The organism is Halomonas sp. AOP25-F1-15 (genome assembly GCF_052378675.1).
GTDB lineage: Bacteria > Pseudomonadota > Gammaproteobacteria > Pseudomonadales > Halomonadaceae > Vreelandella > Vreelandella casei.
The window spans coordinates 155,775-181,222 of the sequence record NZ_JBQSXV010000004.1 but is presented as its reverse complement, the minus strand read 5'-3'; the positions used below and the strand labels follow the sequence as shown (position 1 = coordinate 181,222).

23 protein-coding genes and 3 tRNA genes are annotated in these 25,448 nt (G+C 54.7%); 21 read left to right on the top strand and 5 right to left on the bottom strand.

The genetic code is table 11. The annotated features are described in order from the left end of the window. The first annotated feature begins 7 nt into the window (after positions 1 to 7). The 4 genes from ACT3TF_RS09175 to eno all read left to right on the top strand — a co-directional run bounded on the left by ACT3TF_RS09175 (position 8) and on the right by eno (position 5,512). Positions 8 to 1,426 (top strand): FAD-dependent oxidoreductase, encoded by a 1,419-nt coding sequence (locus ACT3TF_RS09175; protein ID WP_441684396.1) that lies wholly within the window; start codon positions 8 to 10, stop codon positions 1,424 to 1,426. A 187-nt stretch (positions 1,427 to 1,613) separates the two neighbouring features. Then, complete coding sequence (locus tag ACT3TF_RS09170) at positions 1,614 to 3,269, top strand: CTP synthase (protein ID WP_096281992.1); 1,656 nt, start codon at positions 1,614 to 1,616, stop codon at positions 3,267 to 3,269. An 11-nt stretch (positions 3,270 to 3,280) separates the two neighbouring features. Then, positions 3,281 to 4,156, top strand: coding sequence for a 3-deoxy-8-phosphooctulonate synthase (gene kdsA, locus ACT3TF_RS09165; protein WP_096281991.1), 876 nt, complete (start codon positions 3,281 to 3,283; stop codon positions 4,154 to 4,156). Positions 4,157 to 4,222: 66 nt separating this feature from the next. Further along, on the top strand, positions 4,223 to 5,512 hold the full coding sequence (gene eno, locus ACT3TF_RS09160) for a phosphopyruvate hydratase (RefSeq protein ID WP_096281990.1): 1,290 nt from the start codon (positions 4,223 to 4,225) through the stop codon (positions 5,510 to 5,512). A gap of 523 nt (positions 5,513 to 6,035) precedes the next feature. On the opposite strand, the gene fdxA is transcribed toward eno, so the two are convergent. Further along, on the bottom strand, positions 6,036 to 6,359 hold the full coding sequence (gene fdxA / locus ACT3TF_RS09155; protein ID WP_096281989.1) for a ferredoxin FdxA: 324 nt from the start codon (positions 6,357 to 6,359) through the stop codon (positions 6,036 to 6,038). Positions 6,360 to 6,512: 153 nt separating this feature from the next. Then, positions 6,513 to 9,074, bottom strand: a complete 2,562-nt coding sequence (mutS, locus tag ACT3TF_RS09150; RefSeq protein WP_444672078.1) for a DNA mismatch repair protein MutS — start codon at positions 9,072 to 9,074, stop codon at positions 6,513 to 6,515. Between the two features lie 136 nt (positions 9,075 to 9,210). On the opposite strand from mutS, the gene ACT3TF_RS09145 reads away from it, so the two are divergent. The 9 genes from ACT3TF_RS09145 (at position 9,211) to ACT3TF_RS09105 (ending at position 16,369) form a co-directional block, all read left to right on the top strand. Then, positions 9,211 to 9,744 carry a CinA family protein gene (locus tag ACT3TF_RS09145; RefSeq protein ID WP_096281987.1) on the top strand — a complete coding sequence of 178 codons (534 nt, stop codon included), beginning with the start codon at positions 9,211 to 9,213 and terminating at the stop codon, positions 9,742 to 9,744. A gap of 90 nt (positions 9,745 to 9,834) precedes the next feature. Further along, the gene (gene recA, locus ACT3TF_RS09140; RefSeq protein WP_193062766.1) at positions 9,835 to 10,908 is read left to right on the top strand and encodes a recombinase RecA; all 1,074 of its coding nucleotides are present in this window, start codon (positions 9,835 to 9,837) and stop codon (positions 10,906 to 10,908) included. Between the two features lie 9 nt (positions 10,909 to 10,917). Beyond that, positions 10,918 to 11,382: a regulatory protein RecX gene (locus ACT3TF_RS09135; RefSeq protein WP_193062764.1), complete on the top strand. Its 465-nt coding sequence runs from the start codon at positions 10,918 to 10,920 to the stop codon at positions 11,380 to 11,382. A gap of 224 nt (positions 11,383 to 11,606) precedes the next feature. Next, complete coding sequence (gene alaS / locus ACT3TF_RS09130; protein ID WP_444672077.1) at positions 11,607 to 14,216, top strand: alanine--tRNA ligase; 2,610 nt, start codon at positions 11,607 to 11,609, stop codon at positions 14,214 to 14,216. Positions 14,217 to 14,313: 97 nt separating this feature from the next. Next, positions 14,314 to 15,564, top strand: a complete 1,251-nt coding sequence (locus tag ACT3TF_RS09125; RefSeq protein WP_096281983.1) for an aspartate kinase — start codon at positions 14,314 to 14,316, stop codon at positions 15,562 to 15,564. Between the two features lie 188 nt (positions 15,565 to 15,752). Then, on the top strand, positions 15,753 to 15,941 hold the full coding sequence (gene csrA, locus ACT3TF_RS09120; protein WP_096281982.1) for a carbon storage regulator CsrA: 189 nt from the start codon (positions 15,753 to 15,755) through the stop codon (positions 15,939 to 15,941). Between the two features lie 122 nt (positions 15,942 to 16,063). Further along, positions 16,064 to 16,156 (top strand) — tRNA-Ser (locus ACT3TF_RS09115). A gap of 15 nt (positions 16,157 to 16,171) precedes the next feature. After that, positions 16,172 to 16,248, top strand: a tRNA-Arg gene (locus ACT3TF_RS09110). A gap of 44 nt (positions 16,249 to 16,292) precedes the next feature. Next, a tRNA-Arg gene (locus ACT3TF_RS09105) sits at positions 16,293 to 16,369 on the top strand. Positions 16,370 to 16,518: 149 nt separating this feature from the next. On the opposite strand, the gene ACT3TF_RS09100 is transcribed toward ACT3TF_RS09105, so the two are convergent. Further along, complete coding sequence (locus ACT3TF_RS09100; RefSeq protein ID WP_441684399.1) at positions 16,519 to 17,496, bottom strand: tRNA dihydrouridine synthase; 978 nt, start codon at positions 17,494 to 17,496, stop codon at positions 16,519 to 16,521. Positions 17,497 to 17,635: 139 nt separating this feature from the next. On the opposite strand from ACT3TF_RS09100, the gene ACT3TF_RS09095 reads away from it, so the two are divergent. The 3 genes from ACT3TF_RS09095 (at position 17,636) to ACT3TF_RS09085 (ending at position 21,134) form a co-directional block, all read left to right on the top strand. After that, positions 17,636 to 17,893 (top strand): OadG family protein, encoded by a 258-nt coding sequence (locus ACT3TF_RS09095; RefSeq protein WP_444672076.1) that lies wholly within the window; start codon positions 17,636 to 17,638, stop codon positions 17,891 to 17,893. Positions 17,894 to 17,984: 91 nt separating this feature from the next. After that, a complete protein-coding gene (gene oadA, locus ACT3TF_RS09090) occupies positions 17,985 to 19,799 on the top strand; it encodes a sodium-extruding oxaloacetate decarboxylase subunit alpha (protein ID WP_441684401.1) in 1,815 nt (604 codons plus the stop codon). A gap of 12 nt (positions 19,800 to 19,811) precedes the next feature. After that, positions 19,812 to 21,134, top strand: a complete 1,323-nt coding sequence (locus ACT3TF_RS09085) for a sodium ion-translocating decarboxylase subunit beta (protein ID WP_096281979.1) — start codon at positions 19,812 to 19,814, stop codon at positions 21,132 to 21,134. Positions 21,135 to 21,238: 104 nt separating this feature from the next. On the opposite strand, the gene ACT3TF_RS09080 is transcribed toward ACT3TF_RS09085, so the two are convergent. Then, positions 21,239 to 21,862 (bottom strand): IMPACT family protein, encoded by a 624-nt coding sequence (locus ACT3TF_RS09080; protein ID WP_444672075.1) that lies wholly within the window; start codon positions 21,860 to 21,862, stop codon positions 21,239 to 21,241. Continuing rightward, the gene (locus ACT3TF_RS09075) at positions 21,862 to 22,251 is read right to left on the bottom strand and encodes a LexA family protein (RefSeq protein WP_225734309.1); all 390 of its coding nucleotides are present in this window, start codon (positions 22,249 to 22,251) and stop codon (positions 21,862 to 21,864) included. Before ACT3TF_RS09075 ends, ACT3TF_RS09080 begins: the two co-directional genes overlap by 1 nt. A 308-nt stretch (positions 22,252 to 22,559) precedes the next feature. On the opposite strand from ACT3TF_RS09075, the gene ccmA reads away from it, so the two are divergent. The 5 genes from ccmA to ccmE all read left to right on the top strand — a co-directional run bounded on the left by ccmA (position 22,560) and on the right by ccmE (position 25,438). Then, entirely contained in the window at positions 22,560 to 23,180 is a 621-nt protein-coding gene (gene ccmA, locus ACT3TF_RS09070; RefSeq protein ID WP_096281977.1) for a cytochrome c biogenesis heme-transporting ATPase CcmA, read from the top strand. 165 nt (positions 23,181 to 23,345) lie between these two features. Then, entirely contained in the window at positions 23,346 to 24,014 is a 669-nt protein-coding gene (gene ccmB, locus ACT3TF_RS09065) for a heme exporter protein CcmB (RefSeq protein WP_444672193.1), read from the top strand. 14 nt (positions 24,015 to 24,028) lie between these two features. Next, complete coding sequence (locus tag ACT3TF_RS09060; RefSeq protein ID WP_096281976.1) at positions 24,029 to 24,796, top strand: heme ABC transporter permease; 768 nt, start codon at positions 24,029 to 24,031, stop codon at positions 24,794 to 24,796. After that, positions 24,796 to 24,984, top strand: a complete 189-nt coding sequence (ccmD, locus tag ACT3TF_RS09055; RefSeq protein ID WP_444672074.1) for a heme exporter protein CcmD — start codon at positions 24,796 to 24,798, stop codon at positions 24,982 to 24,984. The genes ACT3TF_RS09060 and ccmD overlap by 1 nt, the downstream gene beginning before the upstream one ends. After that, a complete protein-coding gene (ccmE, locus tag ACT3TF_RS09050; protein WP_096281974.1) occupies positions 24,974 to 25,438 on the top strand; it encodes a cytochrome c maturation protein CcmE in 465 nt (154 codons plus the stop codon). Before ccmD ends, ccmE begins: the two co-directional genes overlap by 11 nt. The last annotated feature ends 10 nt before the right edge of the window (positions 25,439 to 25,448 follow it).

The following is a 25,448-nucleotide window of genomic DNA, read 5'->3' as shown; positions in this document are numbered from 1 at the left end:
AGAGATCATGGCTAACCGTTTAAATAATGATTTTCAGTTTATCGATGTAGGTCGTAAAGACCCGCAGAAGAAAGACGCGCGCGTCCGTGCCAAAGAGTTCGCGGAGATTTACGAGCCGTTCAAGCCTTCCGATGCGGCCAGCCAGGCGCACCGTTGCCTACATTGCGGCAACCCTTACTGCGAGTGGAAGTGCCCGGTGCACAACTACATTCCCAACTGGCTACAGCTGGTGGTAGAAGGCAACATTATTGAGGCTGCGGAGTTGTCGCATAAGACTAACTCGCTGCCTGAAGTGTGTGGGCGCGTGTGTCCGCAGGACCGCTTGTGTGAAGGCGACTGCACGCTGAATGATGGTTTCGGTGCGGTGACGATTGGTTCGGTGGAGAAGTACATCACCGATACCGCGTTCGCCATGGGCTGGCGCCCGGATATGTCTAGCGTCACCTGGACCGACAAAAAAGTCGCTATTGTGGGTGCTGGCCCTGCCGGTTTGGGCTGTGCCGATATTTTAGCGCGTAACGGCGTTAAGCCGGTGGTGTTTGATAAGTATCCCGAAATTGGTGGCCTGCTGACCTTTGGTATTCCTGAGTTCAAGCTGGAAAAAAGCGTCATGGAGCGCCGTCGCTCGGTATTTGAAGAGATGGGCGTTGAGTTTCGTCTGAATACCGAAATCGGCACCGATATCGAGTTTGAAACGCTGCTACAGGATTACGATGCGGTCTTCCTTGGCATGGGCACCTATAAGTACATGCAAGGCGGCTTCCCAGGTGAAGATCTGCCGGGCGTGTATAAAGCGCTCGATTTCTTGATTGCTAACGCTAACCGCTGCTTAGGGTTCGAAAAAGATCCGAGCGACTATATCTCGATGGAAGGCAAGCGAGTGGTCGTGCTGGGCGGCGGCGATACGGCGATGGACTGTAACCGCACCTCGATTCGCCAGCGCGCTGATAGCGTTATCTGTGCTTATCGCCGTGACGAAGGCAACATGCCGGGTTCGCGCCGTGAAGTGGCGAATGCCCGAGAAGAGGGCGTGGAATTTTTGTTCAACCGCCAGCCGGTGGCTGTGGTGGGCGAGGAGAAGGTCGAGGGCGTAAAGGTTGTGCGCACGCGACTGGGCGAGCCGGATGAAAATGGCCGTCAGCGCCCTGAAGTGGTGCCGGGTTCTGAGGAAATCATTGCCGCCGACGCCGTCGTCATTGCTTTTGGTTTCCAGGCAAGCCCCGCGCCGTGGTTCGATAGCTCTAATATCCAAGTCGACGAGCGTGACCGCGTCACTGCCCCGGAGCACGGTCAGTACGCCTTCCAAACCAGCAATGAAAAAATCTTCGCAGGTGGTGACATGGTGCGCGGCTCTGATTTGGTGGTCACTGCGATTTATGAAGGTCGCCAGGCTGCAGAAGGCATTTTGGATTACCTGGGCGTGTAATTCGTCTTTATCCAGGCTGAGCGGGGCCATATTGGCCTCGCGACTATCCCGGCATCGCTATGTGCAACGATCCATTGGCTATCTTCGGCAGTTCAAATTGAGCCTGGAGGCGTAATCTGCTAGTCTGTCGACCCATCCTGGCGTGGCTTTCTGCCGTGCCTTCTGATCACGTTTCGACAGGTTATCCATGACACGATATATCTTCGTGACCGGCGGCGTTGTGTCCTCTCTTGGCAAGGGCATCGCCTCCGCCTCGCTAGCGGCGATTTTAGAGGCCCGCGGCCTTAAGGTCACCATGCTCAAGCTCGACCCGTACATCAACGTGGACCCGGGCACGATGAGCCCGTTCCAGCACGGTGAGGTGTTCGTCACAGAAGATGGCGCCGAAACCGACCTTGATCTTGGCCATTATGAGCGTTTTATTCGCACCAAGATGACCCAGCGCAACAACTTCACCACGGGGCGTGTTTACGAGCACGTGCTGCGTAAAGAGCGCCGTGGCGATTATTTAGGCGGCACCGTTCAGGTGATTCCGCATATTACCGATGAGATTAAAGCGCGCGTTTATGCCGGCGGTGAAGGCTTTGATGTGGCGCTGGTAGAAATCGGTGGCACGGTAGGCGATATCGAATCGCTGCCTTTCCTTGAATCGATTCGCCAAATTCGTAGTGAACAGGGCGCCAACCGCGCGCTGTTTATGCACCTAACGCTGGTGCCCTACATCAAAACGGCGGGCGAGACTAAAACCAAGCCGACCCAGCACAGCGTTAAAGAGCTGCGTTCTATCGGTATCCAGCCGGATATCCTGATTTGCCGCAGTGAAGTCGAGTTGGAAGAAACCGAGCGCCGCAAGATTGCGCTGTTCACCAACGTCGAAGAGCGTGCGGTAGTGCCGCTGCAGGATGCCGATACGATCTATCGCATTCCGCTGATGCTCCACGAGCACGGTTTGGATGAGATTGTCTGCGACAAGCTACGCCTGGAAGCGCCCGAAGCCGATTTGTCTGAATGGGTGAAGGTGCTGGACGCTAAGCTCAACCCGCTCAAGTCGGTCAGCATCGCCATGGTAGGTAAGTACATGGAGTTGCTGGATGCCTACAAGTCGCTCAACGAAGCGCTGATTCACGCCGGTATCCAGGGGCGCATTAAGGTCAACGTCGATTATATAGATTCTGAAGATATCGAGCGTCACGGCACTGAGCGGTTAGCGGGCAAAGATGCCATTCTCGTGCCGGGTGGCTTTGGCGAGCGCGGCGTTGAAGGCAAAATACTGGCCGCCCAGTTTGCGCGTGAGAATAACGTTCCTTACCTGGGTATCTGTTTGGGTATGCAGGTGGCCGTGATTGAATTCGCGCGTAATGTGGCCGGCTGGAAAGACGCTAACTCCACCGAGTTTACCCACGACACTCAGCACCCTGTGGTGGGGCTGATTACGGAGTGGCTAACCCCGGAAGGAAAAATCGAGCTGCGTGATGCGGCGTCTGATTTAGGCGGCACCATGCGTTTGGGTGGCCAGATATGCCACCTGGCTTCTGGCACGAAAGCACGCGAAGCCTACGGTTCAGACGAAATTGTTGAACGCCACCGCCATCGTTTCGAAGTGAATAATCAGTTTATTGATGAGCTTGAAAAAACAGGCTTAGTGATCTCAGGTAGAAGCGTGGATCAGTCGCTGGTTGAAGTGATTGAGCTGGCGGATCACCCTTGGTACGTTGCCTGTCAGTTCCACCCGGAGTTCACATCTACCCCGCGCGATGGCCACCCGCTATTCTCGGGTTTTGTGAACGCGGCGTTAGAGCATAAAACAGCGCGTAGCCGCGCCCATGCCCATTCTCAGGAATAAGGGAGAGCAGCATGTCTTCTCAGAATCTGTCTAGCGATGGGTTGCAAGAGCGCCATATTAACGTTGCCGGCCTAACCGCCGGCAATTCATTGCCGCTGATGCTGCTGGGCGGCATGAACGTGCTGGAGTCCGCTGAGCTTGCCGACGAGGTGGCCCAAGCCTACGTAACGGTCACCCGGAAACTGGGCATGCCCTACGTTTTTAAGGCCAGCTTTGATAAAGCCAACCGCAGCTCGATTCACTCTTATCGCGGCCCGGGGCTTGAGAAAGGGCTGCAGATTCTGGCCGATATCAAAGCACGTTATAACGTGCCCATTATCACCGATGTGCACGAAGCTTGGCAGGCCGAGGCGGCGGCGGAAGTGGCCGATATTATCCAGCTTCCCGCATTTTTGGCTCGCCAAACCGATTTGGTGGTTGCCATGGCCAAAACCGGCGCGGTGATTAATATTAAAAAGCCGCAGTTTCTGGCGCCCCATGAAATGCGCCATATCCTGAGTAAATTTCAGGAAGCAGGCAACGACCAACTGATGCTCTGCGAGCGTGGCTCAAGCTTTGGTTACAACAACCTGGTTGTTGATATGCTGGGCTTTGGCGATATGAAGCAAACCGGGTACCCGGTGTTTTTTGATGTGACTCACGCGTTGCAGCGCCCCGGTGGCCGTGCCGATAGCGCGGATGGTCGTCGCGCTCAGGTAGCCGAATTAGCTCGGGCAGGCGTGGCTGTCGGCCTTGCTGGGCTGTTTTTGGAAGCACACCCTGATCCTGATAACGCTAAATGCGATGGCCCCTGTGCGCTACCGTTGGATCAGCTAGAGCCGTTCTTAACTCAGCTTGCGCAGTTAGATGCGCTAGTCAAGGGGTTTGAGCCGCTAACGATTCGCTAGCAATCGCTATGCTAGGTAGAACGTCGTTTTAATCATTTTATCTGACTTACAGTAAAGGACACTGCTATGACCAAGATTGTTGCTATCAGTGCGTTGGAAGTGCTTGATTCGCGTGGTAATCCGACCGTACAGGCGCAGGTGCGCCTTGCCAGCGGCGCGGTCGGTGAAGCCTGTGCTCCTAGCGGTGCCTCCACCGGATCACGTGAAGCGCTAGAGCTTCGCGACGGCGATAAATCCCGCTATTTGGGAAAAGGCGTGCTGAAAGCAGTTGACGCGGTCAATAGCAAAATTGGTGATGCGTTGCTGGGTATGGACGCACGCGATCAGCGCGGTCTAGATGACGCCATGCTGGCCTTAGACGGCACTGAAAATAAGGCCAACCTTGGTGCTAACGCGATTCTTGCTGTGTCGCTGGCAGCCGCTAAAGCGGCAGCTAACGCCAAGGGCGTACCGCTGTATGCCCACATTGCCGAGCTTTACGGTCAGCCGGGCCAGTACAGCATGCCGGTGCCGATGATGAATATTATCAACGGCGGCGAGCACGCCGATAATAATGTCGATATTCAAGAGTTTATGGTGCAGCCCGTAGGCGCGCCTAACTTTCGTGAAGGGCTGCGCATGGGCGCGGAAATTTTCCACGCGCTGAAAAAAGTGCTCTCGGCGAAAGGGCTTTCCACAGCCGTTGGCGATGAGGGTGGCTTTGCGCCTAATCTTGCGTCTAACGCCGATGCGCTGGCTATCATTAAGCAGGCAGTGGCGGATGCTGGCTACTCTTTGGGTACTGACGTTACGCTGGCGCTGGACTGTGCGTCATCTGAGTTCTATAAAGACGGCCAGTACAACCTTTCTGGGGAAGGTAAGAGCTACGACGCCGAAGGTTTTACTAACTATTTGGCCGGCCTGTGCGCCGATTATCCGATCGTTTCTATTGAAGACGGTATGGATGAATCAGACTGGGCTGGTTGGAAAGCGCTGACCGATAAGCTGGGCGATAAAGTGCAGCTGGTGGGCGATGATCTGTTTGTGACCAATACCAAAATCCTCAAACGCGGCATTGATGAAAAGATTGGCAACTCGATTCTGATCAAGTTTAATCAGATTGGCTCGCTTTCCGAGACATTGGATGCCATTAAAATGGCGCAGGATGCGGGTTTCACTGCGGTCATTTCTCACCGTTCAGGTGAAACGGAAGATACCACTATTGCTGATTTGGCGGTGGGAACCTGCGCAGGCCAGATTAAAACGGGTTCGCTATGCCGTTCTGACCGGGTGGCTAAATATAATCGCTTGCTGGTCATCGAGGCTGAGCTTGGCGAGGTTAGCTACCCTGGCCTAAAAGCGATTAAAGGCCAATAAATCGCTGAAATTGAGCGAAATATTAGGGTGTTTGTAAGAGATGTCTCAAAATTTTGTAAGAGATGTCGTACAAATTCCGACGAAAATCGCTCTGGTTAGGGTAAGAAAATACTACATTTGCCGCTAGCTAAAACTTAAGCTATTGTTTTTTAAATTATAATCGTTGAAAGGCGAGTCGATATGACTCGCCTTTTTGCGTTATGGTCATGTTGAGAAGCCGCCGAGATCTGCCACAATGCGATCAGGACAAGGGGAGGCAGGGATGCTTTAGGCAGGATGCAATAGGATGAAAGATCGGAGGCGCCTGGTAATTAGTGGAGTGATTACTGGCAAGGATGTTTTCCGAGAGGGGTGTGACCTAGGGAGTGGTCAGAGGAAGTGCTTGGAGTGGGCGGCCTAAGGGTCGCCTTTTTTTATGCCTGACCCTGCCTATATTGCACTGCCTATATGGGCCCCAGCTCAGAATAAAAAAACCAGCGTAGCCGCTGGTTTAACAAATGCTAGGTTAAGAAAAACGCTGCGCTCAGCGCTCTAGTTTTTCCATCTTGCCTGGCTTGCCGTCCCATTCTTCAGCATCGGGTAGCGCATCTTTTCTTTCGGCTATGTTCGGCCATACATCTGCTAGCTCAGCGTTAATCTCAATAAAGGCCTCTTGCCCTTCAGGCAACTCATCTTCTGAGAATATCGCTTCGGCGGGGCACTCGGGCTCACACAGTGCGCAATCAATACACTCATCCGGATGAATAACCAGAAAGTTCGGGCCTTCATAGAAGCAGTCGACCGGGCAGACTTCCACACAGTCGGTGTATTTGCACTGGATGCAGTTCTCGGTAACGACAAACGTCATCTTGCTATCCCTCTCGCGGGACCGGATATGTCCCGGTCATGATTAATCGTGAATGGTTATAAATCAGCCGTTTTTTATAAGCTAAAAGTTTGATGACATTCTAGAGGTGCGCATACCATGCGGCAAGCGCCGCATGGTCTTCTATTGCAGCTATTAGAGCAAGTCCCGCCATTGATAAAGCAGCGCGAGGGCTTCTCGCGGCGATAAATCATCCATATCCGTCTTTTCAAGTGCCTCGATCACCGGGTGAGGTGTTGCGGCAAATAAGTCGTTTTGCTGCGGCGCAGTGCTCGGCGCCTGTGTACTGTTGCCCACATCACGATGCTCTAAGCTGACCAGCTTTTCACGGGCGCGTTTAATCACATGATTAGGAACGCCGGCTAACTGAGCCACCTGCAAACCATAGCTCTGGCTTGCAGGGCCTGCCTCTATGCGATGCATAAACACAATGCTGTCGCCATGCTCGGTGGCCGTTAAATGGATGTTGGCCACGCCGTCCATGTGCTCCGGAAGGGCGGTCATCTCAAAGTAATGGGTGGCAAAGAGCGTTAGCGCACGCCCTTTAGCCAAATGTTCGGCGCTGGCCCAGGCAAGTGATAGGCCATCAAAGGTGCTGGTGCCACGGCCAATTTCATCCATCAAAATCAGGCTTTGCTGGGTAGCATTATGCAGAATATTGGCAGTTTCGGTCATTTCGACCATAAAGGTAGAGCGCCCGCCCGCAAGATCATCCGACGAGCCAATGCGGGTGAAAATGCGGTCCAGTGGGCCTATTTCAGCGGCATCGGCGGGCACGAAGCTGCCGCAGTGAGCCAGCAGCGCAATTAGCGCGGTCTGGCGCATATAGGTCGATTTACCGCCCATGTTGGGGCCGGTAATGATCAGCATGTGCTGATCAGGCGTGAGCGTAACGTCGTTAGGTACAAAAGGCGTTTCACTGACGTGCTCAACGACAGGGTGGCGCCCGGCTTCAATTCGTATGCCGGTGGCCTCGCTGAGCATTGGGCGAACCCAGCCAAGTGCTTCTGCGCGCTCAGCAAAGGCGCACAGTACATCCAGCTCAGCGACGGCTTGAGAGGTGCTTTGCAGCGCATGCAGGCTGGCATTGAGATCACCCAGCAGGCGATCATAAAGCCATTTTTCACGCGTCAGCGCGCGCGATTTGGCTGACAGCGCTTTATCTTCAAACTCTTTGAGTTCAGGAATGATAAACCGCTCGGCATTTTTCAGCGTTTGGCGACGGATATAGTCGGCTGGCGCCTGCTGTGCCTGGGAGCGAGGTAACTCAATAAAGTAGCCATGCACTCGGTTATAACCGACTTTCAGGTGCGCCAAGCCAGTGCGTTCGCGCTCGCGAAGTTCGAGCTGGATCAGATAGTCGCCAGCGTTTTCGGCCATACCGCGATGCTCGTCGAGCTCAGCGTCAAAGCCGTCAGCAATCACGCCGCCATCGCGGATGACCACGGGCGGGTTCTCGACCAGCGCACGGCTCAGCATATCGGCCATTTCTGGGTAGGGGCGAATATGCGGGCGCAGGGTGTCCAACGCACTGCCGCTCTCTACCTCACTCAATTGCTGTTCAAGCGTGGGCAGCGTTACTAGTGCGTCTCTAAGGCGTGCTAAATCTCGTGGGCGGGCGCTATACAGTGCCACGCGAGCCAGAATACGCTCGACGTCGCCGACGGCGCTCAAGGTATCGCGAAGCGGCATGTAGGCGGCATCTAAGCTGAGCAGTGCCACGCCTGCATGACGAGCCTGGACAATCTCGCGCTGGCGCAGGGGACGGTTGAGCCAGCGCTTGAGCAGTCGCGAGCCCATGGCAGTGGTGCAGGTATCCAGCACGCTGGCCAGGGTGTTGTCGCTATTGCCGCCGAGGTTGATGTCAATTTCTAAATTGCGCCGGCTGGCCGCGTCAATGACCACCGCATCATCACGATTTTCGACGCTGATCGCAGTGACATGAGGCAGTCGCGAGCGCTGGGTGTCGCGGGCGTAATCGATCAATACGCCTGCGGCAATCAGTGCGGTAGTCAAATGCGCGCAGCCAAAGCCGCGCAAATCCTGGACTTCAAACTGATCACACAGGCTGCGGGTAGCGCTGTCTATATCAAATAGCCATTCACCCTGACGACGCAGGCTGCGTTTTTGTGACCAGGCAGCCGGCAGCGTTAAGCTTTCCGGTACGAGCAGCTCAGCGGGCGATAGGCGCGTAAGCTCGGCGAGCATTTCGGCTTCGCTCTCTACTTCCAGTACGTTGAAGCGGCCGCTGGAAAGCTCAAGCCATGCCAGGCCCCAGCTATCTTTGCCGGGGGAGACGGATACCAGTACGTTGTCGCGGCGCGCATCGAGCAGCGCTTCGTCGTGGAGCGTGCCGGGGGTGACGATGCGAACCACCTGGCGATCAACGGGGCCTTTGCTGGTCGCTGGGTCGCCAATTTGCTCGCAGATAGCCACCGACTCGCCGCCAGCAACTAAGCGTGCCAGGTAGCCTTCAGCGCTGTGGTAGGGTACGCCAGCCATCGGAATAGGTTTGCCGCCTGACTGCCCGCGCTGGGTAAGCGTGATATCCAGTAACGCGGAGGCGCGTTTAGCATCGTCGAAAAATAGCTCGTAAAAATCCCCCATTCGGTAGAACAGCAGTACCTCGGGATGTTCACGTTTGATCTTTAAGTATTGCGTGATCATTGGCGTATTAGCGGGGATGGCCTGTGACATGGGCGTCCTGGTTAAGCGTAGCGTAAGCCGTCTCGACCGACGGCATGTTCTTTGAGCGGTTTCTTTGCGTCAGTTCTTTAAGAAAGCTAAACGCAGTATTCTACGCTGAACTGACGACTCACTTGAAGGAGCGACGATAGTGACCAGCGTATCTAGCCTAAAAAATCTTGATTTAACACTGCTTGCTCAGCGGCTGGGGCGGCTTTGCCAGCAGTTAAAGGTAGAAGTCACCGCCGCTGAGTCGTGCACGGGCGGCGGCGTTGCCAGCGCGATTACCGCGGTTGCGGGTAGCTCGGCCTATTTTACGACCGGCTATGTAGCGTATGCGAATCCGGTGAAGAGCCGATTATTGGGCGTGCCCGACGCTATGCTGGCAGCGCATGGTGCGGTGAGTGAAGAAGTGGTGAACGCCATGGTGCTTGGTGCCTGCCGGGAAAGTGGTGCAGGCTTGGGCGTTGCGGTCAGCGGTATCGCCGGGCCAGACGGTGGCAGTGAGGACAAGCCAGTAGGTACAGTATGGCTGGCGTGGGGCGATGCCAATGCCCAGCAGGCGGAATGTTTTCATTTTCCAGGCGACCGCTCAGCAGTGCGTGAACAGGCCGTGCGTCAGGCGCTAGCCGGGCTAGTGGCGCGCTTGGATGCTCAGGTAAATGCGGGCGATACGAAATAATTGTGAGAAAGTGTCGTCGAGGATTTGTTTACGACGGAATCTTTGGCATACTACTGGCTAATTATACAGCTTGTTATGAGGAATCACTGAATGGCTCAGGATGACAACCGCACTAAAGCGCTAAACGCTGCACTCAGCCAAATCGACCGTCAGTTCGGCAAAGGCACCGTCATGCGTCTAGGCGACGCTCCGCGTGTAGTCATGCCGTCGGTTTCCACCGGTTCATTGGGGCTGGATATCGCGCTCGGCATCGGTGGTCTGCCGTACGGACGAGTATGCGAAATCTTTGGTCCAGAATCGTCGGGTAAAACCACGCTGACCCTTTCAGTGATTGCTCAGGCGCAAAAGCAGGGCAAAGTGTGTGCCTTTGTAGATGCCGAGCACGCGCTTGATCCAAGCTACGCTGAAAAACTGGGCGTTAATCTGGATGACCTGCTGGTTTCCCAGCCGGACACCGGCGAGCAAGCGCTAGAAATTACCGACATGCTGGTGCGTTCTGGCGGTGTTGACGTGATTGTTATCGACTCGGTCGCAGCGCTGACGCCGCGTGCGGAAATCGAAGGCGAGATGGGCGATACGCACGTTGGCCTACAGGCGCGGTTGATGTCACAGGCGCTGCGTAAAATCACCGGTAATATCAAAAATGCCAACTGCTTAGTTATCTTCATTAACCAGATTCGTATGAAGATCGGCGTTATGTTTGGTAGCCCTGAAACGACGACCGGCGGTAATGCGCTCAAGTTTTACGCTAGTGTGCGCCTCGACATTCGCCGTACGGGCTCGGTTAAGGTTGGTGATGAAGTCACCGGTAACGAAACCCGCGTCAAAGTGGTCAAGAACAAAGTGGCGCCGCCGTTCCGCCAGGCTGAATTCCAGATTCTTTACGGCAAGGGTATCTATCACGCGGGCGAAGTTATTGATCTGGGCGTGCAGTGTAACCTCGTCGATAAAGCCGGTGCTTGGTACAGCTACAAGGGTAAGAAAATAGGCCAGGGTAAAGCTAATTCAGCGCTGTATCTGGAAGAGCATCCTGAGATTATGATTGAAATCGAAACGCAAATCCGCGAGCAGTTACTGGCCAAGCCGGACCCCAAGAAGGAAAAGGAAGAGGCGTCTGTAGAGGCAGCGGTTGACGCAGATGCGGGTGATGACGATCTGCTATAAGGCACCCTAATGGCGTTTGCCTCGCAGCGTGATGCTACGCCACGAGTGATCGCCATCGGCTTGCTGGCTCGGCGCGAATATTCGCGCGCTGAGCTGGCACAGCGATTGGCGAAAAAATCCTTTGAGCCCGCTGCCATTGATGAGTGTCTGGATACGCTGATCGAGCAAGGGTTCCAGTCGGACGAACGCTTTGCTGCAAGCTTTGTGCGCTCACGTATTTTGCGTGGTCAGGGCGTTATCCGTATTAAGGGTGAGCTACGCCAGCGCGGCGTCGACCAAGAAACGCTTAGCGCTGCGTTTGAGTCGGTGGTGGCGAACGAGCAGGTTGACTGGTTTGAGTTGGCGCGCGAAACCTTGGCTCGGCGCTTTACGTCTGCGGGCGAAACACCCAAAGAGCGCGCCAGGCGAGAGCGCTTTTTAGCCAGCCGTGGCTTCGATTTTGAACAAATACGTTACGCACTTTCCTGCCTTTAACGCCTTCTTAGGCGCCTGAAATATCTTCGTTTCTGCGTATAACCACATCGTCTCTTACATTTCTAATGGCGCTCTAATAGGCTTGTGCATCTTTTTGATTGCATTTCTGCCACTAAGTGCGGCTTTAGTCGTTTGACAACTGCGCTATAATGGCTGCTTTGCGACCCCTGAGGGTAGCGGTGACAGCGCCCTGGGACACCACGCTTTCTTGTTACGGATACCCTATGAAAAGCGCAGAGATAAGACAGGCCTTTCTTTCCTTCTTTGCAGAGCAGGGGCACACCATTGTGCCAACCAGCTCGCTAGTGCCGGGTAATGACCCTACGCTGCTGTTTACCAATGCCGGTATGGTGCCGTTTAAAGATGTGTTTCTGGGTCGCGACCCGCGCCCGTATGTACGCGCCACTTCTGCGCAACGCTGCGTGCGCGCGGGCGGAAAGCATAATGATTTAGATAACGTCGGTTATACCGCCCGTCATCATACTTTCTTCGAAATGATGGGTAACTTCAGTTTCGGTGACTACTTCAAGCGTGATGCTATTCGCTTTGCCTGGGTGTTTCTAACCGAAACGCTGGGGCTGCCTAAAGAAAAACTGTGGGTAACGGTGCACATCAGTGACGACGAAGCTGAGCGCATCTGGAAGGATGAAGTGGGCATTGACCCTGAACGCTTTTCCAAGCTGGATGAGGACAATTTCTGGCAGATGGGTGATACCGGCCCCTGCGGGCCCAGCTCAGAAATCTTCTATGATCACGGCCCAGAGGTCTGGGGCGGCCCTCCCGGTAGTCCGGAAGAAGATGGCGACCGCTATATTGAAATCTGGAATTTAGTGTTCATGCAGTTTGACCGCGATGCTCAGGGAACGCTCAATCCGCTGCCTAAACCTTCTATTGATACCGGCATGGGCCTGGAGCGAGTGGCTGCTGTCATGCAGGGTGTTCACTCCAACTATGAGATCGACCTGTTTCAGCGCCTGCTGCAAGCAGCTTCACAGGCAACCGGCCATGTGGACACGGCGACGCCTTCATTGCGCGTGATTGCCGATCACATTCGCTCCTGCGCCTTTTTAATTGCCGATGGGGTGCTGCCTTCCAACGAAGGGCGCGGCTACGTGCTGCGGCGTATTATTCGCCGCGCGATTCGCCACGGCCATAAGCTAGGTGCGGTCGACCCGTTCTTCCACAAGCTGGTCGGTGCGCTTGACGCTGAAATGGGCGATGCCTATCCAGAGTTGCGCGAAGCCTGTGGTCAAATCGAGCGCGTGCTACTGAAAGAAGAAGAGCAGTTTGCCCGTACGCTGGATCACGGTATGGGGCTATTGAATGCAGCGCTGGCTGAGCTGAATGGTAACGTGCTGTCGGGTGAAACTGTGTTTAAGCTTTATGACACTTATGGTTTCCCCTTTGACCTGACGGCGGATGTTTGCCGGGAGCGTGGTGTCACCCTCGATGAAGACGGTTTTCAGCGTGAGCTGGAAGCGCAGCGCGAACGCGCCCGAGCGGCCAGTCAGTTTGGTGCCGACTACAGTGCATCCATTGAATTGGATGGCGAGACAGCCTTTACCGGGTACGACCGCTTAGAAGATCAGGCCAAAGTGACGGCGCTGGTCGACAGTGAAGGCAATGCACTGTCTGCACTCGAGGCCGGCCAAAAAGGCACGATAGTGTTGGATCGTACGCCATTTTACGGCGAGTCGGGCGGACAGGTAGGCGACACTGGCTATCTGTACGTAGACGGCGGGCGCTTCCAGGTAATGGATACCCAAAAGCAGAGCGGCCATCATCTGCATCAAGGTGTGATGGTGGAAGGCGCGTTGAGCGTCGGTGCCAGCGTGCGTGGCGAAGTAGACGCCAGCCTGCGCGCTGCAACTATTCGCAACCATTCGGCCACTCACCTGCTGCATAAAGCGCTGCGCATGGTGCTGGGTGATCACGTGCAGCAGAAAGGGTCGCTAGTTAACGCTGAACGCCTGCGCTTTGACTTTAGCCACTTTGAACCGATGACGGCTGAACAGTTGGCGGAAGTAGAGCGGCTGGTCAACGAGCAGATTCTGGCTAACGCTGCGACCAAAACCGAGCAGATGAGCTTGGATCAGGCCAAAGCCAAAGGCGCAGCGGCACTGTTTGAAGCCAAGTATGCAGAGAACGTGCGCGTACTGACTATCGGTTCTGACGACTTTTCTATTGAGCTTTGTGGCGGTACCCACGTGGCGCGCAGTGGCGATATAGGCTGCTGTCACGTGATGAGCGAAGTGGGCATTGCTTCGGGCGTACGCCGTATTGAAGCGATTACCGGCGAAAACGCGCTGGCCTACTTCCGTGAGCAGGAAGCCTGCCTGGGGCGCTTGGGTGATCGCTTAAAAACCAAGCCAGAGCAGGTCGAAGCGCGGGTAGAGTCGCTGGTTGAGCGTAACCGCAGCCTTGAGAAAGAGCTTGAGCAGCTCAAAGCTAAGCTTGCCAGCGCCGCGGGCAGCGATATGCTTAGCCAGGTCCAAGAGATCAAAGGGGTTAAGCTGTTGGCGACCCAGCTAGACGGTGTGTCCGGAAAAGATCTGCGTGGCATGCTTGATCAGATTAAGAACAAGCTAGGTTCCGGCGTGGTTATTCTTGGCGTTGCCGATCAGGCAGCCGGCAAAGTAAGTCTCATTGCCGGCGTGACCCAAGACCTGACTGGTCGCGTGAAAGCCGGTGAGCTGGTCAATCATGTTGCCTCGCTTGTGGGTGGAAAGGGCGGTGGTCGCCCCGATATGGCTCAGGCTGGAGGTAGCCAGCCCGACGCGCTGCCGGATGCGCTGAAGAGCGTACCTCTATGGCTAGAAAACACGCTTAACTAAACACCAGGGCCGGTAGCATGAATTGCTACCGGCCTTGTCGTTAGATATGTACGACAAATTTCATCCTCCATTTCCGAACGCATAGGAAAAACGGCATATGGCACTATACGTACAGAAGTTCGGCGGCACCTCGGTGGGCTCTGTCGAGCGCATCAAGGCCGTGGCTGAAAAGGTCAAAGGTTTCCGTGATCAAGGCCACCAGGTGGTGGTCGTGGTTTCTGCCATGAGTGGCGAAACGAATCGACTAACGGACATGGCCCAGGCACTGAATGAAGAGCCCGCCCCGCGCGAGATGGACATGCTGCTGTCTACCGGCGAGCAGGTGACGATTTCACTACTCGCGATGGCGCTTCAGCAGATTGGCGTGCCAGCAACGTCGCATACCGGCGCGCAAGTGGGTATTTATACGGATAGCGCCTATACCAAGGCCCGTATTCAGCGCATTGAGACCGACGACCTAAAAGCGGACTTAGATGCCGGCCAGGTCGTTGTGGTTGCTGGTTTTCAAGGTGTTGATGAAAACGGCAATATTACCACTCTAGGGCGTGGTGGCTCCGATACCACTGGGGTTGCATTGGCCGCAGCGCTAGGTGCCGATGAGTGTCAAATTTACACCGATGTCGATGGGGTATACACCACCGACCCACGCGTATGCTCAAAGGCTCAGCGCTTAGAACGTATTACCGTTGAAGAAATGCTTGAGCTAGCCAGCCTGGGCTCAAAAATACTGCAGATTCGCGCAGTAGAGTTTGCCGGTAAGTACAACGTACCCCTGCGGGTGCTGTCGAGCTTTGAAGACGGCCCCGGTACCCTAATTGTTGCAGAAGCAGACAAAGACGAGGACGCAATGGAAGAACCCCTAATCTCCGGTATCGCCTTCACCAAAAATGAAGCCAAACTGACCCTGCTGAACACGCCTGATGTGCCCGGCGTAGCATCGCGTATTCTTGGTCCTATTGCCGATGCCAATATCGAAGTCGATATGATCGTGCAGAACGTGGCCCCCGCCGGTGACTATACCGATTTCACCTTTACGGTCGCGAAAGGTGACTACAAGGCTACCAAAAAGCTGCTCGAAGAGACGGTGATTCCTGATTTGGGAGGCGGTGAGCTGCGCGGCGATGATAATATCGCTAAAGTATCGCTCGTCGGTGTCGGTATGCGCTCCCATGCGGGCGTGGCATCGAAAATGTTCCGCGTGCTGGCCGATGAAAACGTCAATATTCGCATGGTCTCAACCTCCGAGATTAAAATTTCGGTAGTGATTGATGAGAAACATATGGAACTTGCCGTCAATGCGCTACACAAAGCGTTTGGCTTAGATAAAGCAGATGTCGAGTCTGAGTAACACTAATCTCTTAACTCTTCTACGCTAAAGAAGTACTTACTGCCGTGTGGTGGTGAGCTTTCTTTCAGCGGGAGATTTAAGGTATCAAGGAGCCGATGCTTTTTGTGGTAGGCAATACCGTGTAGCTATCGTGGTATTGCCTTCGGCTGATATGCCCCGCAGTAAAACGTCTGAAAAGGAGATCAGCCATGCTCATCCTAACTCGCCGTGTTGGCGAAACCCTGATGATCGGTGATGAAATGACCGTCACGGTGCTAGGTGTGAAAGGTAATCAAGTGCGTATCGGCGTTAATGCGCCGAAAGATGTATCGGTTCACCGTGAAGAGATTTATCAGCGCATTCAGCGTGAAAAGAATAGCGAAAACGAAGTGGAGTGACGCTTACGCCCGCACATCATTATGTGATGTTTTGAGCGTAAGGTAAGGCCAGCGCGAAAAAAAATCGGCCAAGGGCTGGACAGAAGTAACCTAAATCGGTAATATTCGCGCCGTGCCGTTAAGGAGAGGTGGCCGAGTGGCTGAAGGCGCTCCCCTGCTAAGGGAGTATAGGGTTTATAGCCCTATCGAGGGTTCGAATCCCTCCTTCTCCGCCAATGCACACTAAGTATGCGCCCGTAGCTCAGCTGGATAGAGTACCTGACTACGAATCAGGGGGTCGGAGGTTCGAATCCTCCCGGGCGCACCACTTTTTAGTTAGCAACATGCAGTAAAGATAAGTGCAGTTATTACGCGCCCGTAGCTCAGCTGGATAGAGTACCTGACTACGAATCAGGGGGTCGGAGGTTCGAATCCTCCCGGGCGCACCAGATTCTAAACCCGCTCTCTCTTGAGGGCGGGTTTTCTGTTTCAAGCCTGTTTGTAGCCTGGCCGGAAATGGCTCGCGCCCCGGTCTTGCGATCGTGTGTAGCGCCCACCGCTTTTGCGGCTGGGCGCTTTTTTTGGCCATTCGTTTTGTTTAAGCATCGACCACAAGGCTGTCGAGCAAATGGTCTAAGTCGGTGAGACGTTTAACGCGTTGAAAGTTCTGGTTAGCTTCGTTGCTGCCTTGACGCATTTGGGCAAGCCACTGCTTCACTAAAGAGACGACGACGCGGTCCGGCAGGTGCTGGCGCTGTAGGGCGGCATACTCTTGAAGTACGCTTGCGCGCATCGCCCAGCTGCTTTCAGGCAGCCGCTCACCGGTTGTCTGCCAATGGCGAATGCGCGGTGCAAGCCAGGGGTCTGCCAGCGCGCTGCGTCCAAGCATGACGTCATCACATCCCGAGAGCGTGCGTGCTTTCCAGTAATCTTCAAGCGTCCATATATCGCCGTTGGCGACCACCGGGATGCTGACATGTCGACGAATCTTGCCTATCCATTCCCAGTGCGCCGGTGGGCGGTAGCCTTCGTCACGGGTGCGTGCATGCACCACCAAATGCGCCGCACCGCCTGCTTCAGTCGCTTGCGCGCAGGCCACCGCTAAGCGCCGATTAGAGAAGCCTAGGCGAATCTTGGCAGTCACCGGGATCTCGCCGTCCAGCGCGTCAGCAACGGCTTTAACCGCTTGGTAGACACGTTCCGGTTGGCGTAACAGTGCAGCGCCACCGTCGTGTCGATTGACCAGCTTGGCGGGGCAGCCGAAATTAAGATCAACGCTCACTGCGCCTAAATGGAGCGCTTGGCGCGCGTTGGCTGCCAGAGCGCGAGGGTCAGAGCCGAGCAGCTGTAGATGTACCGGAATACCGCTTGGGGTTGCCACTGGCGGTTGAGCAAGCTCCGGGCAGTGCTTATAAAACACCCGCGGCGGCAAGCATGCATCAACCACGCGCACGAACTCCGTCACGGTCCAATCAAATCCTGCTTGACGGGTTAAGAGATCGCGGGTGAGCGCATCGATTACCCCCTCCATGGGGGCTAGGCCAATTCTTCCGTTATGTAGTAAATTAACAACCATGACTTCCACTATCGCGCCATTGCATTCTATTCTGGGTGTGGCAGGTTAGTGTATTCCCCTTACTGCGCCAAGCGCCTTTCATTGCAGTGGCGTAATCATATGTCTGTGAGCAGCATTTATAAACGAAGGAGAGCGTCTTATGCAGGATCAAGAGCTATTGCAGGACGGGCTAGCGTTGATGGCGCTCGGAATGGGGGTAGTGTTTGTTTTTCTTGCTATTTTAGTGGTCAGCGTCACGTTGATGTCAAAGCTGATTGACCACTTTCAACCGGGGCCTGCCGCTGCGGATATGGGTAGAAAGTCACTAAGTTCTTCTGCATCTTCCTCGCCGGATGACGAGGTCATGGCCGTCATCAGTGCTGCAGTGCACCGTTATCGCTCCACACGACGTAGTTAACTTTCTAGTTTTTTTTCATTAAAGCTACTTTTTGGCTATTTTTTTGTTATTTTTACTACAAACTTACAATTCTCAACTGTGAGCCAAGACCATGAACGAAACAAAACGCCCTCTAGGCATTACCGATGTCGTGCTGCGCGATGCCCATCAATCGCTGTTTGCAACGCGCATGCGTTTGGACGATATGCTGCCGATCGCTGAAAAGCTTGATCAGGTTGGCTACTGGTCGTTGGAAACATGGGGCGGTGCCACCTATGACGCCTGCATTCGTTACCTGGGCGAAGACCCGTGGGAGCGTATCCGTGCGTTAAAAGAGGCGATGCCGAATACTCCCCAGGCCATGTTATTGCGTGGGCAGAACTTGCTGGGCTACCGTCACTATGCGGATGATGTCGTCGATAAGTTTGTCGAGCGGGCGAGAACCAACGGTGTGGATGTTTTTCGTGTCTTCGATGCGATGAATGATCCGCGCAACCTTGAGCGTGCCATTCAGGCGGTGCGTAATGTCGAAGGCCATGCTCAGGGCACCATTTCTTATACCGTGAGCCCGGTACATACCCTGGATAGCTGGGTCGATCTCGCTAAAACCATTGCCGGTTTGGGTGCAGATTCATTGGCTATCAAGGATATGGCGGGGCTGCTTACGCCCTACACGGCGTTTGATCTTGTCACTCGGCTGAAGAAAGAGCTGTCGATCCCGATACACCTGCATTGCCATGCCACGACCGGCCTCTCAACCTCGACCATTCTAAAAGCAGTCGAGGCGGGCATTGATAACGTTGATACGTCTATCTCTTCGATGTCGATGACTTACGGCCATAGCCCTACCGAGTCGGTGGTCGCGATGCTAAAAGACACCGACCGCGATACCGGTTTAGATCTTGAACTGCTGGAAGACATTGCCGGTTATTTCCGCGAAGTACGTAAAAAATATGCCGCCTTTGAGGGCTCTCTACGGGGGATCGATTCGCGCATTCTGATTGCCCAGGTGCCGGGTGGCATGCTGACCAACATGGAAGCCCAGCTTAAAGAACAGGGCGCTGGAGACAAGCTCGACGACGTACTGAGCGAGATTCCACGTGTGCGTGAAGACCTGGGGTTTATTCCCTTGGTTACGCCAACCTCACAAATTGTCGGTACGCAGGCCGTCATGAACGTGATGATGGGTGAGCGCTACAAGTCTATTTCCAAAGAAGTGCAGGCACTGCTTAAAGGTGAGTACGGCGCGGCACCTGCGCCCTTTAACGCTGAGCTGCAAAAGCGCGTGTTAGAGGGCGGTGAGCCGATTACCTGCCGCCCGGCAGATAATCTTGCGCCTGAAATGGACAGGCTGGCTACGGAGCTCAAAGAGAAGGCCAGTGCGGACGGTATCCGGCTTGCAGAGGGTAAGCAGGCCACCGACGATGTGCTGACCTATGCGCTATTTCCGCAGATTGGTTTGAAGTTTTTGAAGAATCGCGACAATCCGAATGCTTTTGAACCCGTGCCTCAAGCGGCCCAAGCGAGCGCCAATAAAGAGTCTGCCCCGGTGGAAAGTAAGCCCTCAGCCGCGAACAGTGGCTCAGAAACCTATACCGTTAAGCTCAATGGCAAAGCCTACGTGGTGGAAGTCTCTGAAGGGGGCGAGCTAGGCGAGGTGCAGGAGCAAGCGGTAAGCGCAACGACCGCCGCTGCTCAGGTTTCACCTGTGCCTAGCGGGGAAAGCATCGATGCGCCGCTGGCAGGCAATATTTTCAAAGTGAATGTGCGTCCTGGCGATCAGGTCGCTGATGGTGATGTCGTCATTATCCTGGAAGCGATGAAAATGGAAACCGAAGTGCGTGCTAGCAGCGCAGGCACTGTGTCTAAGGTTAACGTCAGCGAAGGCGATAGCGTCGCCGTAGGCGATACGCTGATCGAACTCTAAGGGCGCTCGGTAATGGATAAATTAGTAACCTTATGGGAAGGCTCGGGGCTGTATAACCTTGAGCTTGGCCAGGCGGCTATGATCTTAGTGGGACTATTGCTGCTCTATCTGGCCATTTATAAGAAGTTTGAGCCGCTGCTGTTAGTGCCGATTGGCTTTGGTGGCATTCTTGCCAACATACCCGAAGCAGGGCTGGCGCTTTCAGCGTTAGATCAGGCCATTGACGTTGCTAAACCTGTGGTGCTGCAGCAGATAGCAGCAGCGCTAGGCGCAACGCTAGATCCTGTTAGCGGTCTTGAAACATGGCGAGAATCGCTGAAAGTGATCGCCCACGATGGCGTTGCGCCAGACCAGCTACGTGCCGCGCGAGACATTGCCACGAGCGTCGGCTACAGCGACGGTATGCTGTATAACTTCTATAAAGTGGCGATTGGCTCGGGTATTGCGCCGCTGATTATCTTTATGGGCGTGGGTGCCATGACCGATTTTGGCCCCTTGCTGGCCAATCCGCGCACGCTTTTTTTAGGTGCGGCCGCTCAGTTTGGTATTTTTGCCACGCTGTTTGGCGCCGTAGTGCTCACCTCCATGGGGGTGATGGATTTCTCGCTTAATCAGGCGGCCGCTATTGGTATTATCGGTGGCGCGGATGGCCCGACGTCTATCTACGTATCAAGCGTGCTAGCGCCGGAGCTGCTGGGTGCGATCGCCGTGGCAGCCTATGCATATATGGCATTGGTGCCCTTGATTCAGCCGCCGATCATGCGTCTTTTAACCACTCAAAAAGAGCGTCAAATCAAAATGACGCAGCTACGGGCGGTGTCTAGGCTGGAAAAAGTCATCTTCCCGCTGATGCTGTTGATCTTGGTTGCGCTGTTTTTACCCGATGCCGCACCGCTTCTGGGAATGTTTTGCTTTGGTAATCTGATGCGTGAATGTGGAGTGGTCGAACGCTTGTCGGATACCGCGCAAAATGCGCTGATCAATATCGTAACGATTATTCTAGGTTTGTCCGTGGGCTCTAAACTCATGGCCGAGAGCTTTCTGGCATTTGAGACGCTGGGGATACTCGGGCTGGGTATTGTCGCCTTTGGTATTGGTACGGCTGCCGGGGTATTAATGGCCAAGCTCATGAACCTGGTGAGTAAAATGCCCATCAACCCGCTCATTGGCGCCGCCGGCGTTTCCGCTGTGCCTATGGCGGCCCGGGTGGCTAATAAAGTAGGGCTTGAAGCCAATCCGCATAATTTTTTATTGATGCACGCCATGGGGCCCAACGTGGCCGGGGTGATTGGATCAGCGGTAGCTGCCGGGGTAATGATTAAATACCTGGGCTAATCAACCCACGCGTATCAAGGTGCGTCATCAGACCGTTTTTAGCGCAGAGTTGAAGCGCTAGCGATTAGAGCGCGGCATGCTGAAAATTTCAGCTGTCGCGTTTTTTATGGAGGGGCGGTATGAAACTCAATCGTGCTCTTTAAGCGGTTTTCCAGTGGGGAAAAGTCGAGCGGGCAGTCGCGTGGCCAGCCAACGGCTAAGCGGACGCCGTTTCCATCGTAATCGGCTTGCTCAATAGGAACATCACGTTCTTCGCACCAGGCGCGAGCAATCGCTTCATGGGCAAAGCTCAGCCGTAGAGTGTAAATATCGCGTTCAATGATCTCGCAGGTGGGCAGTGTCTCAAGCGCATGGCTGACTGCCTGGGCGTAGGCGCGAGCTAATCCACCGGTACCTAGCTTTGTACCACCAAAATAACGAATGACGACACAGCCAATGTGGCCAAGTTGGCTGCCTTGCAGCACCTGATACATCGGCCTGCCGGCGGTGCCGCCAGGCTCACCATCGTCAGAAAAGCCAATGAAGTTCTGCTCGCCCGGTGGTCCTGCAATGTAGGCAGTGCAGTGATGGCTCGCATTGGGGTGTGCCGTTTTAGCGGCATTGAGTAGAGCGCTGAACGCACCAATGTCAGGGGCGCAACATATCCAGGTTATAAATTGGCTCTTTTCTACGTCAATGTCAGCCGTATGCCATATTGATGCAGGCAGTTTGGGAACCCGGTAACGCATTAATGCTCCGTAATAGCAGACTTGCTCACATGAGGTTCAACACCCATCACCATACCAAGCACCTGAATATCCCGATTATGCAAAAAAAGCGCTGGCTGAAGCGCATCTTCTGGCCATAGCTGTACGCCAGAACGGCTTATGGAGAGCTGCTTCAGCGCTATTTTCTGCTGATTGATTTCGGCAACGGCGGTTTCTGTTTGGGTATCGTGCTGGTAGCGCCGAATAATAATGACATCGCCATCGAATAAGTTGCAATCGCGCATCGCATTGCCGCGTACTTTAAGCGCATAGGTATTGTGCCGCGTAACGTTAGACGTCAATGCATAAGGGCGCGGTAGTGGTTGCCTGTGAGTGAGCGTAGCGGTAGATGCTGCCATTGATATCGTCATTTGGGAATCTCCATTGCTACGCCGGCTGGTTAGGCTTCGTTCATGCGTAGTGAACTTGAAAATAGCGACCTTAAACATTGACTGCAGGCAATCGCTTTAGCGGTGCAGGCGACGCTGAATCGCACAAAACATGTCTTTCCATACAGTGGTTTTAGTATAGGCCTGTTTTTGCATACAGTGCTAGTGGTAATTCGTCTTATTGATCATTGGAGTCCGTTGTCCACTGGTTGATGGCCGGTTGTGCAAGTGGCGAGAAAGGAGCTTTCCGTGTAGAGTTCGATGCGAAATCAATGTGCCTGGAGTGACGCTTGAGCCTGCATCTACAAGCCCGAGGACTTGGCTGTGAACGTGATGACCGCTGGCTATTTAAAGGGCTGGATCTGGATATTCATAGCGGTGAAGTCGTGCGTATTGAAGGGCCTAATGGCTGCGGCAAGACAACGCTGCTCAAGATCCTCTCTGGGCAGCTCAGCGACTATCAGGGCGCGCTTTTCTGGAATGGCACGGTAATGAGCAAGGCTCGTGACCACTTTCTTGCTAACCTGCTTTATTTGGGGCATGCCCCCGGCATAAAGTTGGGGCTTTCGCCGCTAGAAAATTTAGCGTGGTATCAGGCGCTGAGCGGTGAAAAAGACGACGAGGAACAGCGCTTGAATGCGCTTGAAAGCATCGGGCTGGCAGGTTTTGAAGAAGTGCCTACCGGGCAGCTGTCGGCGGGTCAGCAGCGGCGAGTGGCATTGGCGCGGTTAACGCTGACGCCGCGAGCCCTGTGGGTATTGGATGAGCCCTTTACCGCGATTGATCGTAACGGCATTGCTGATCTTGAAAGACAGCTTGTTGCGCATGCAAAGGCAGGTGGCTGCGTACTCGTCACCACACACCACGATCTGCCCGCCTCGCCGCTGCTGAGGCAGGTAGCGCTGGGGTAGAAGGAGACCGCGTTGCATAGCACGTCCAATGGCTCTTCAGAAAGTCCTTCAAGCCGCCCGCTGAGCTACGCTTCCAGCAGCGCTTCACAGCCTTCAGCGCCTAACTGTTTGGATAGTTCGGCGATCGGCCCAGTAGCGCCATTGCTCGACCATAAGGGCGGGCTAATGATCGCGGTAAAAGCCACGCTGCTGCGTGATTTAACGCTATTGCTTCGCCGTCGCGGTGAAATTCTTAATCCTTTAGTGTTCTTTGCGCTCGTGATTACCTTGTTTCCAATGGCTATTTCGCCCGACCCTGCGCTGTTGGCAATTATTGCACCGGGCTTGCTCTGGGTGGCGGCGCTATTAGCCGCGCTGCTGTCACTCGATAGCCTGTTTCGCAGCGACTATGACGACGGTAGTCTTGAGCAGCTGTTGCTGGCCCCGCACTCGTTGGCCGCGCTAAGCCTAGCAAAAGTGGCCGTTCACTGGCTGCTAACTGGCTTGCCCTTAGCGCTGATAGCGCCGCTATTAGGCGTTATGCTTTCGTTGCCCACCGGCAGCTACGCCGTGCTAGCGCTGTCGCTTGCGCTGGGGTCGGCCAGCCTGAGTTTGATTGGCGCGATTGGCGCCGCGTTAACCGTCGGCCTGGCGCGCGGCGGCGTGCTGCTCTCGCTGCTGGTGCTGCCGCTGACGATCCCGGTATTGATTTTTGGGGTGGGCGCGGTGCAGGCGTCTATTGTCGGTAGCGGTGTTGCCGCACATTTAGCTATTTTGGGCGCGCTGCTTGCCGCCTCGCTTATGCTGGCGCCGTGGGCGATTGCCGCATCGCTGCGCATTAGTATTAACGGTTGAGGATAGAACACGCTATGTGGGCCTTTATACATAAGCTGGGATCGCCTCGGTGGTTCTATGGCATGAGTGCCAAGATGCAGCCGTGGTTTTGGGCTGCAGCGGTGCTGCTGTTGGTCGTTGGTTCACTATGGGGGCTGGCATTTGCGCCTGCGGATTATCAGCAGGGCAACAGCTTTCGGATTATTTATGTACACGTGCCGGCTGCTTTTTTAGCCCAATCTATTTTTATCGCTATGGCCGTGTCGGGCCTGGTGTTTATGGTTTGGAAAATTAAAGTGGCCGACATGGCGGCGACAGTGATGGCGCCGTTCGGGGCGGTGATGACCTTTGTGGCGCTGTTTTCCGGTGCTGTGTGGGGCGTGCCTACCTGGGGTACCTGGTGGATGTGGGATGCGCGGCTCACCTCTATGCTGATTTTGCTGTTTCTGTATATCGGGGTCATCGCCTTACGCAGCGCGTTTACCCGGCGCGATAGCGGGTCCCGTGCAGCCTCGGTGCTGACGATGGTGGGTGTCATCAATATTCCCATCATTAAGTATTCGGTTGATTGGTGGTATACCCTGCACCAGACGGCTTCATTTACGTTAACCTCGCGCCCGACCATGCCTACACAAATGTGGCTGCCGTTGGTCATTATGCTGTTGGGTTTTTACTGCTTCTTTATTGCGATAACGTTAATGCGCACGCGTAGCGAGATTCTACGGCGAGAAGCCAGTAAACGCTGGGTGCAAGAGTTGCTGACAGACCCGATGTTGAGCACTGCAACGAAGAAGGCGCGCTAATGGCATTTACTTCCTTTTCTGACTTTCTCGCCATGGGTGGCCATGCACCTTACGTTTGGTCTGCTTGGGGTGTCACGGCGGCGCTGCTGCTCGCCAGCGCTTGGCATGCGCGCCTTGAACAGCGTCAATTGCTTAGGGTCTTGAGACGGCGCGCCAGGCGCTCGAAAGGAGTACGTCATGACGCCTAAACGAAAACAGAAGCTGTGGGTTATCCTAGGCTTGGTGTCGCTGGCGGCGATCGCCGTGGGGCTAACGCTGTACGCGCTGCGCGCTAATATTAATCTGTTTTTTAGTCCGGTACAGATCGCCCAGGGTGATGCCCCCATGGCGCGACAAATTCGTGCCGGTGGGATGGTCAAAGAAGGTTCGGTGGCCCGCGATCCTGACAGCCTGGACGTCGAATTTACCGTTACGGACTATGTCGATGATCTTCAGGTCGTTTACAGCGGAATTTTGCCCGACCTTTTTCGTGAAGGCCAAGGCGTGGTAGTGGTGGGTGAGCTTCAGGCCGACGGCCATTTGTACGCCGATAAAGTCCTCGCTCGCCATGATGAAAATTACATGCCGCCGGAAGTGGCCCAGGCGTTGAAAGAGGCGGGTTATTCGCCTGCCGACTATCAGACCAGTGCCGCCGACAAGTAATGGTGCGATT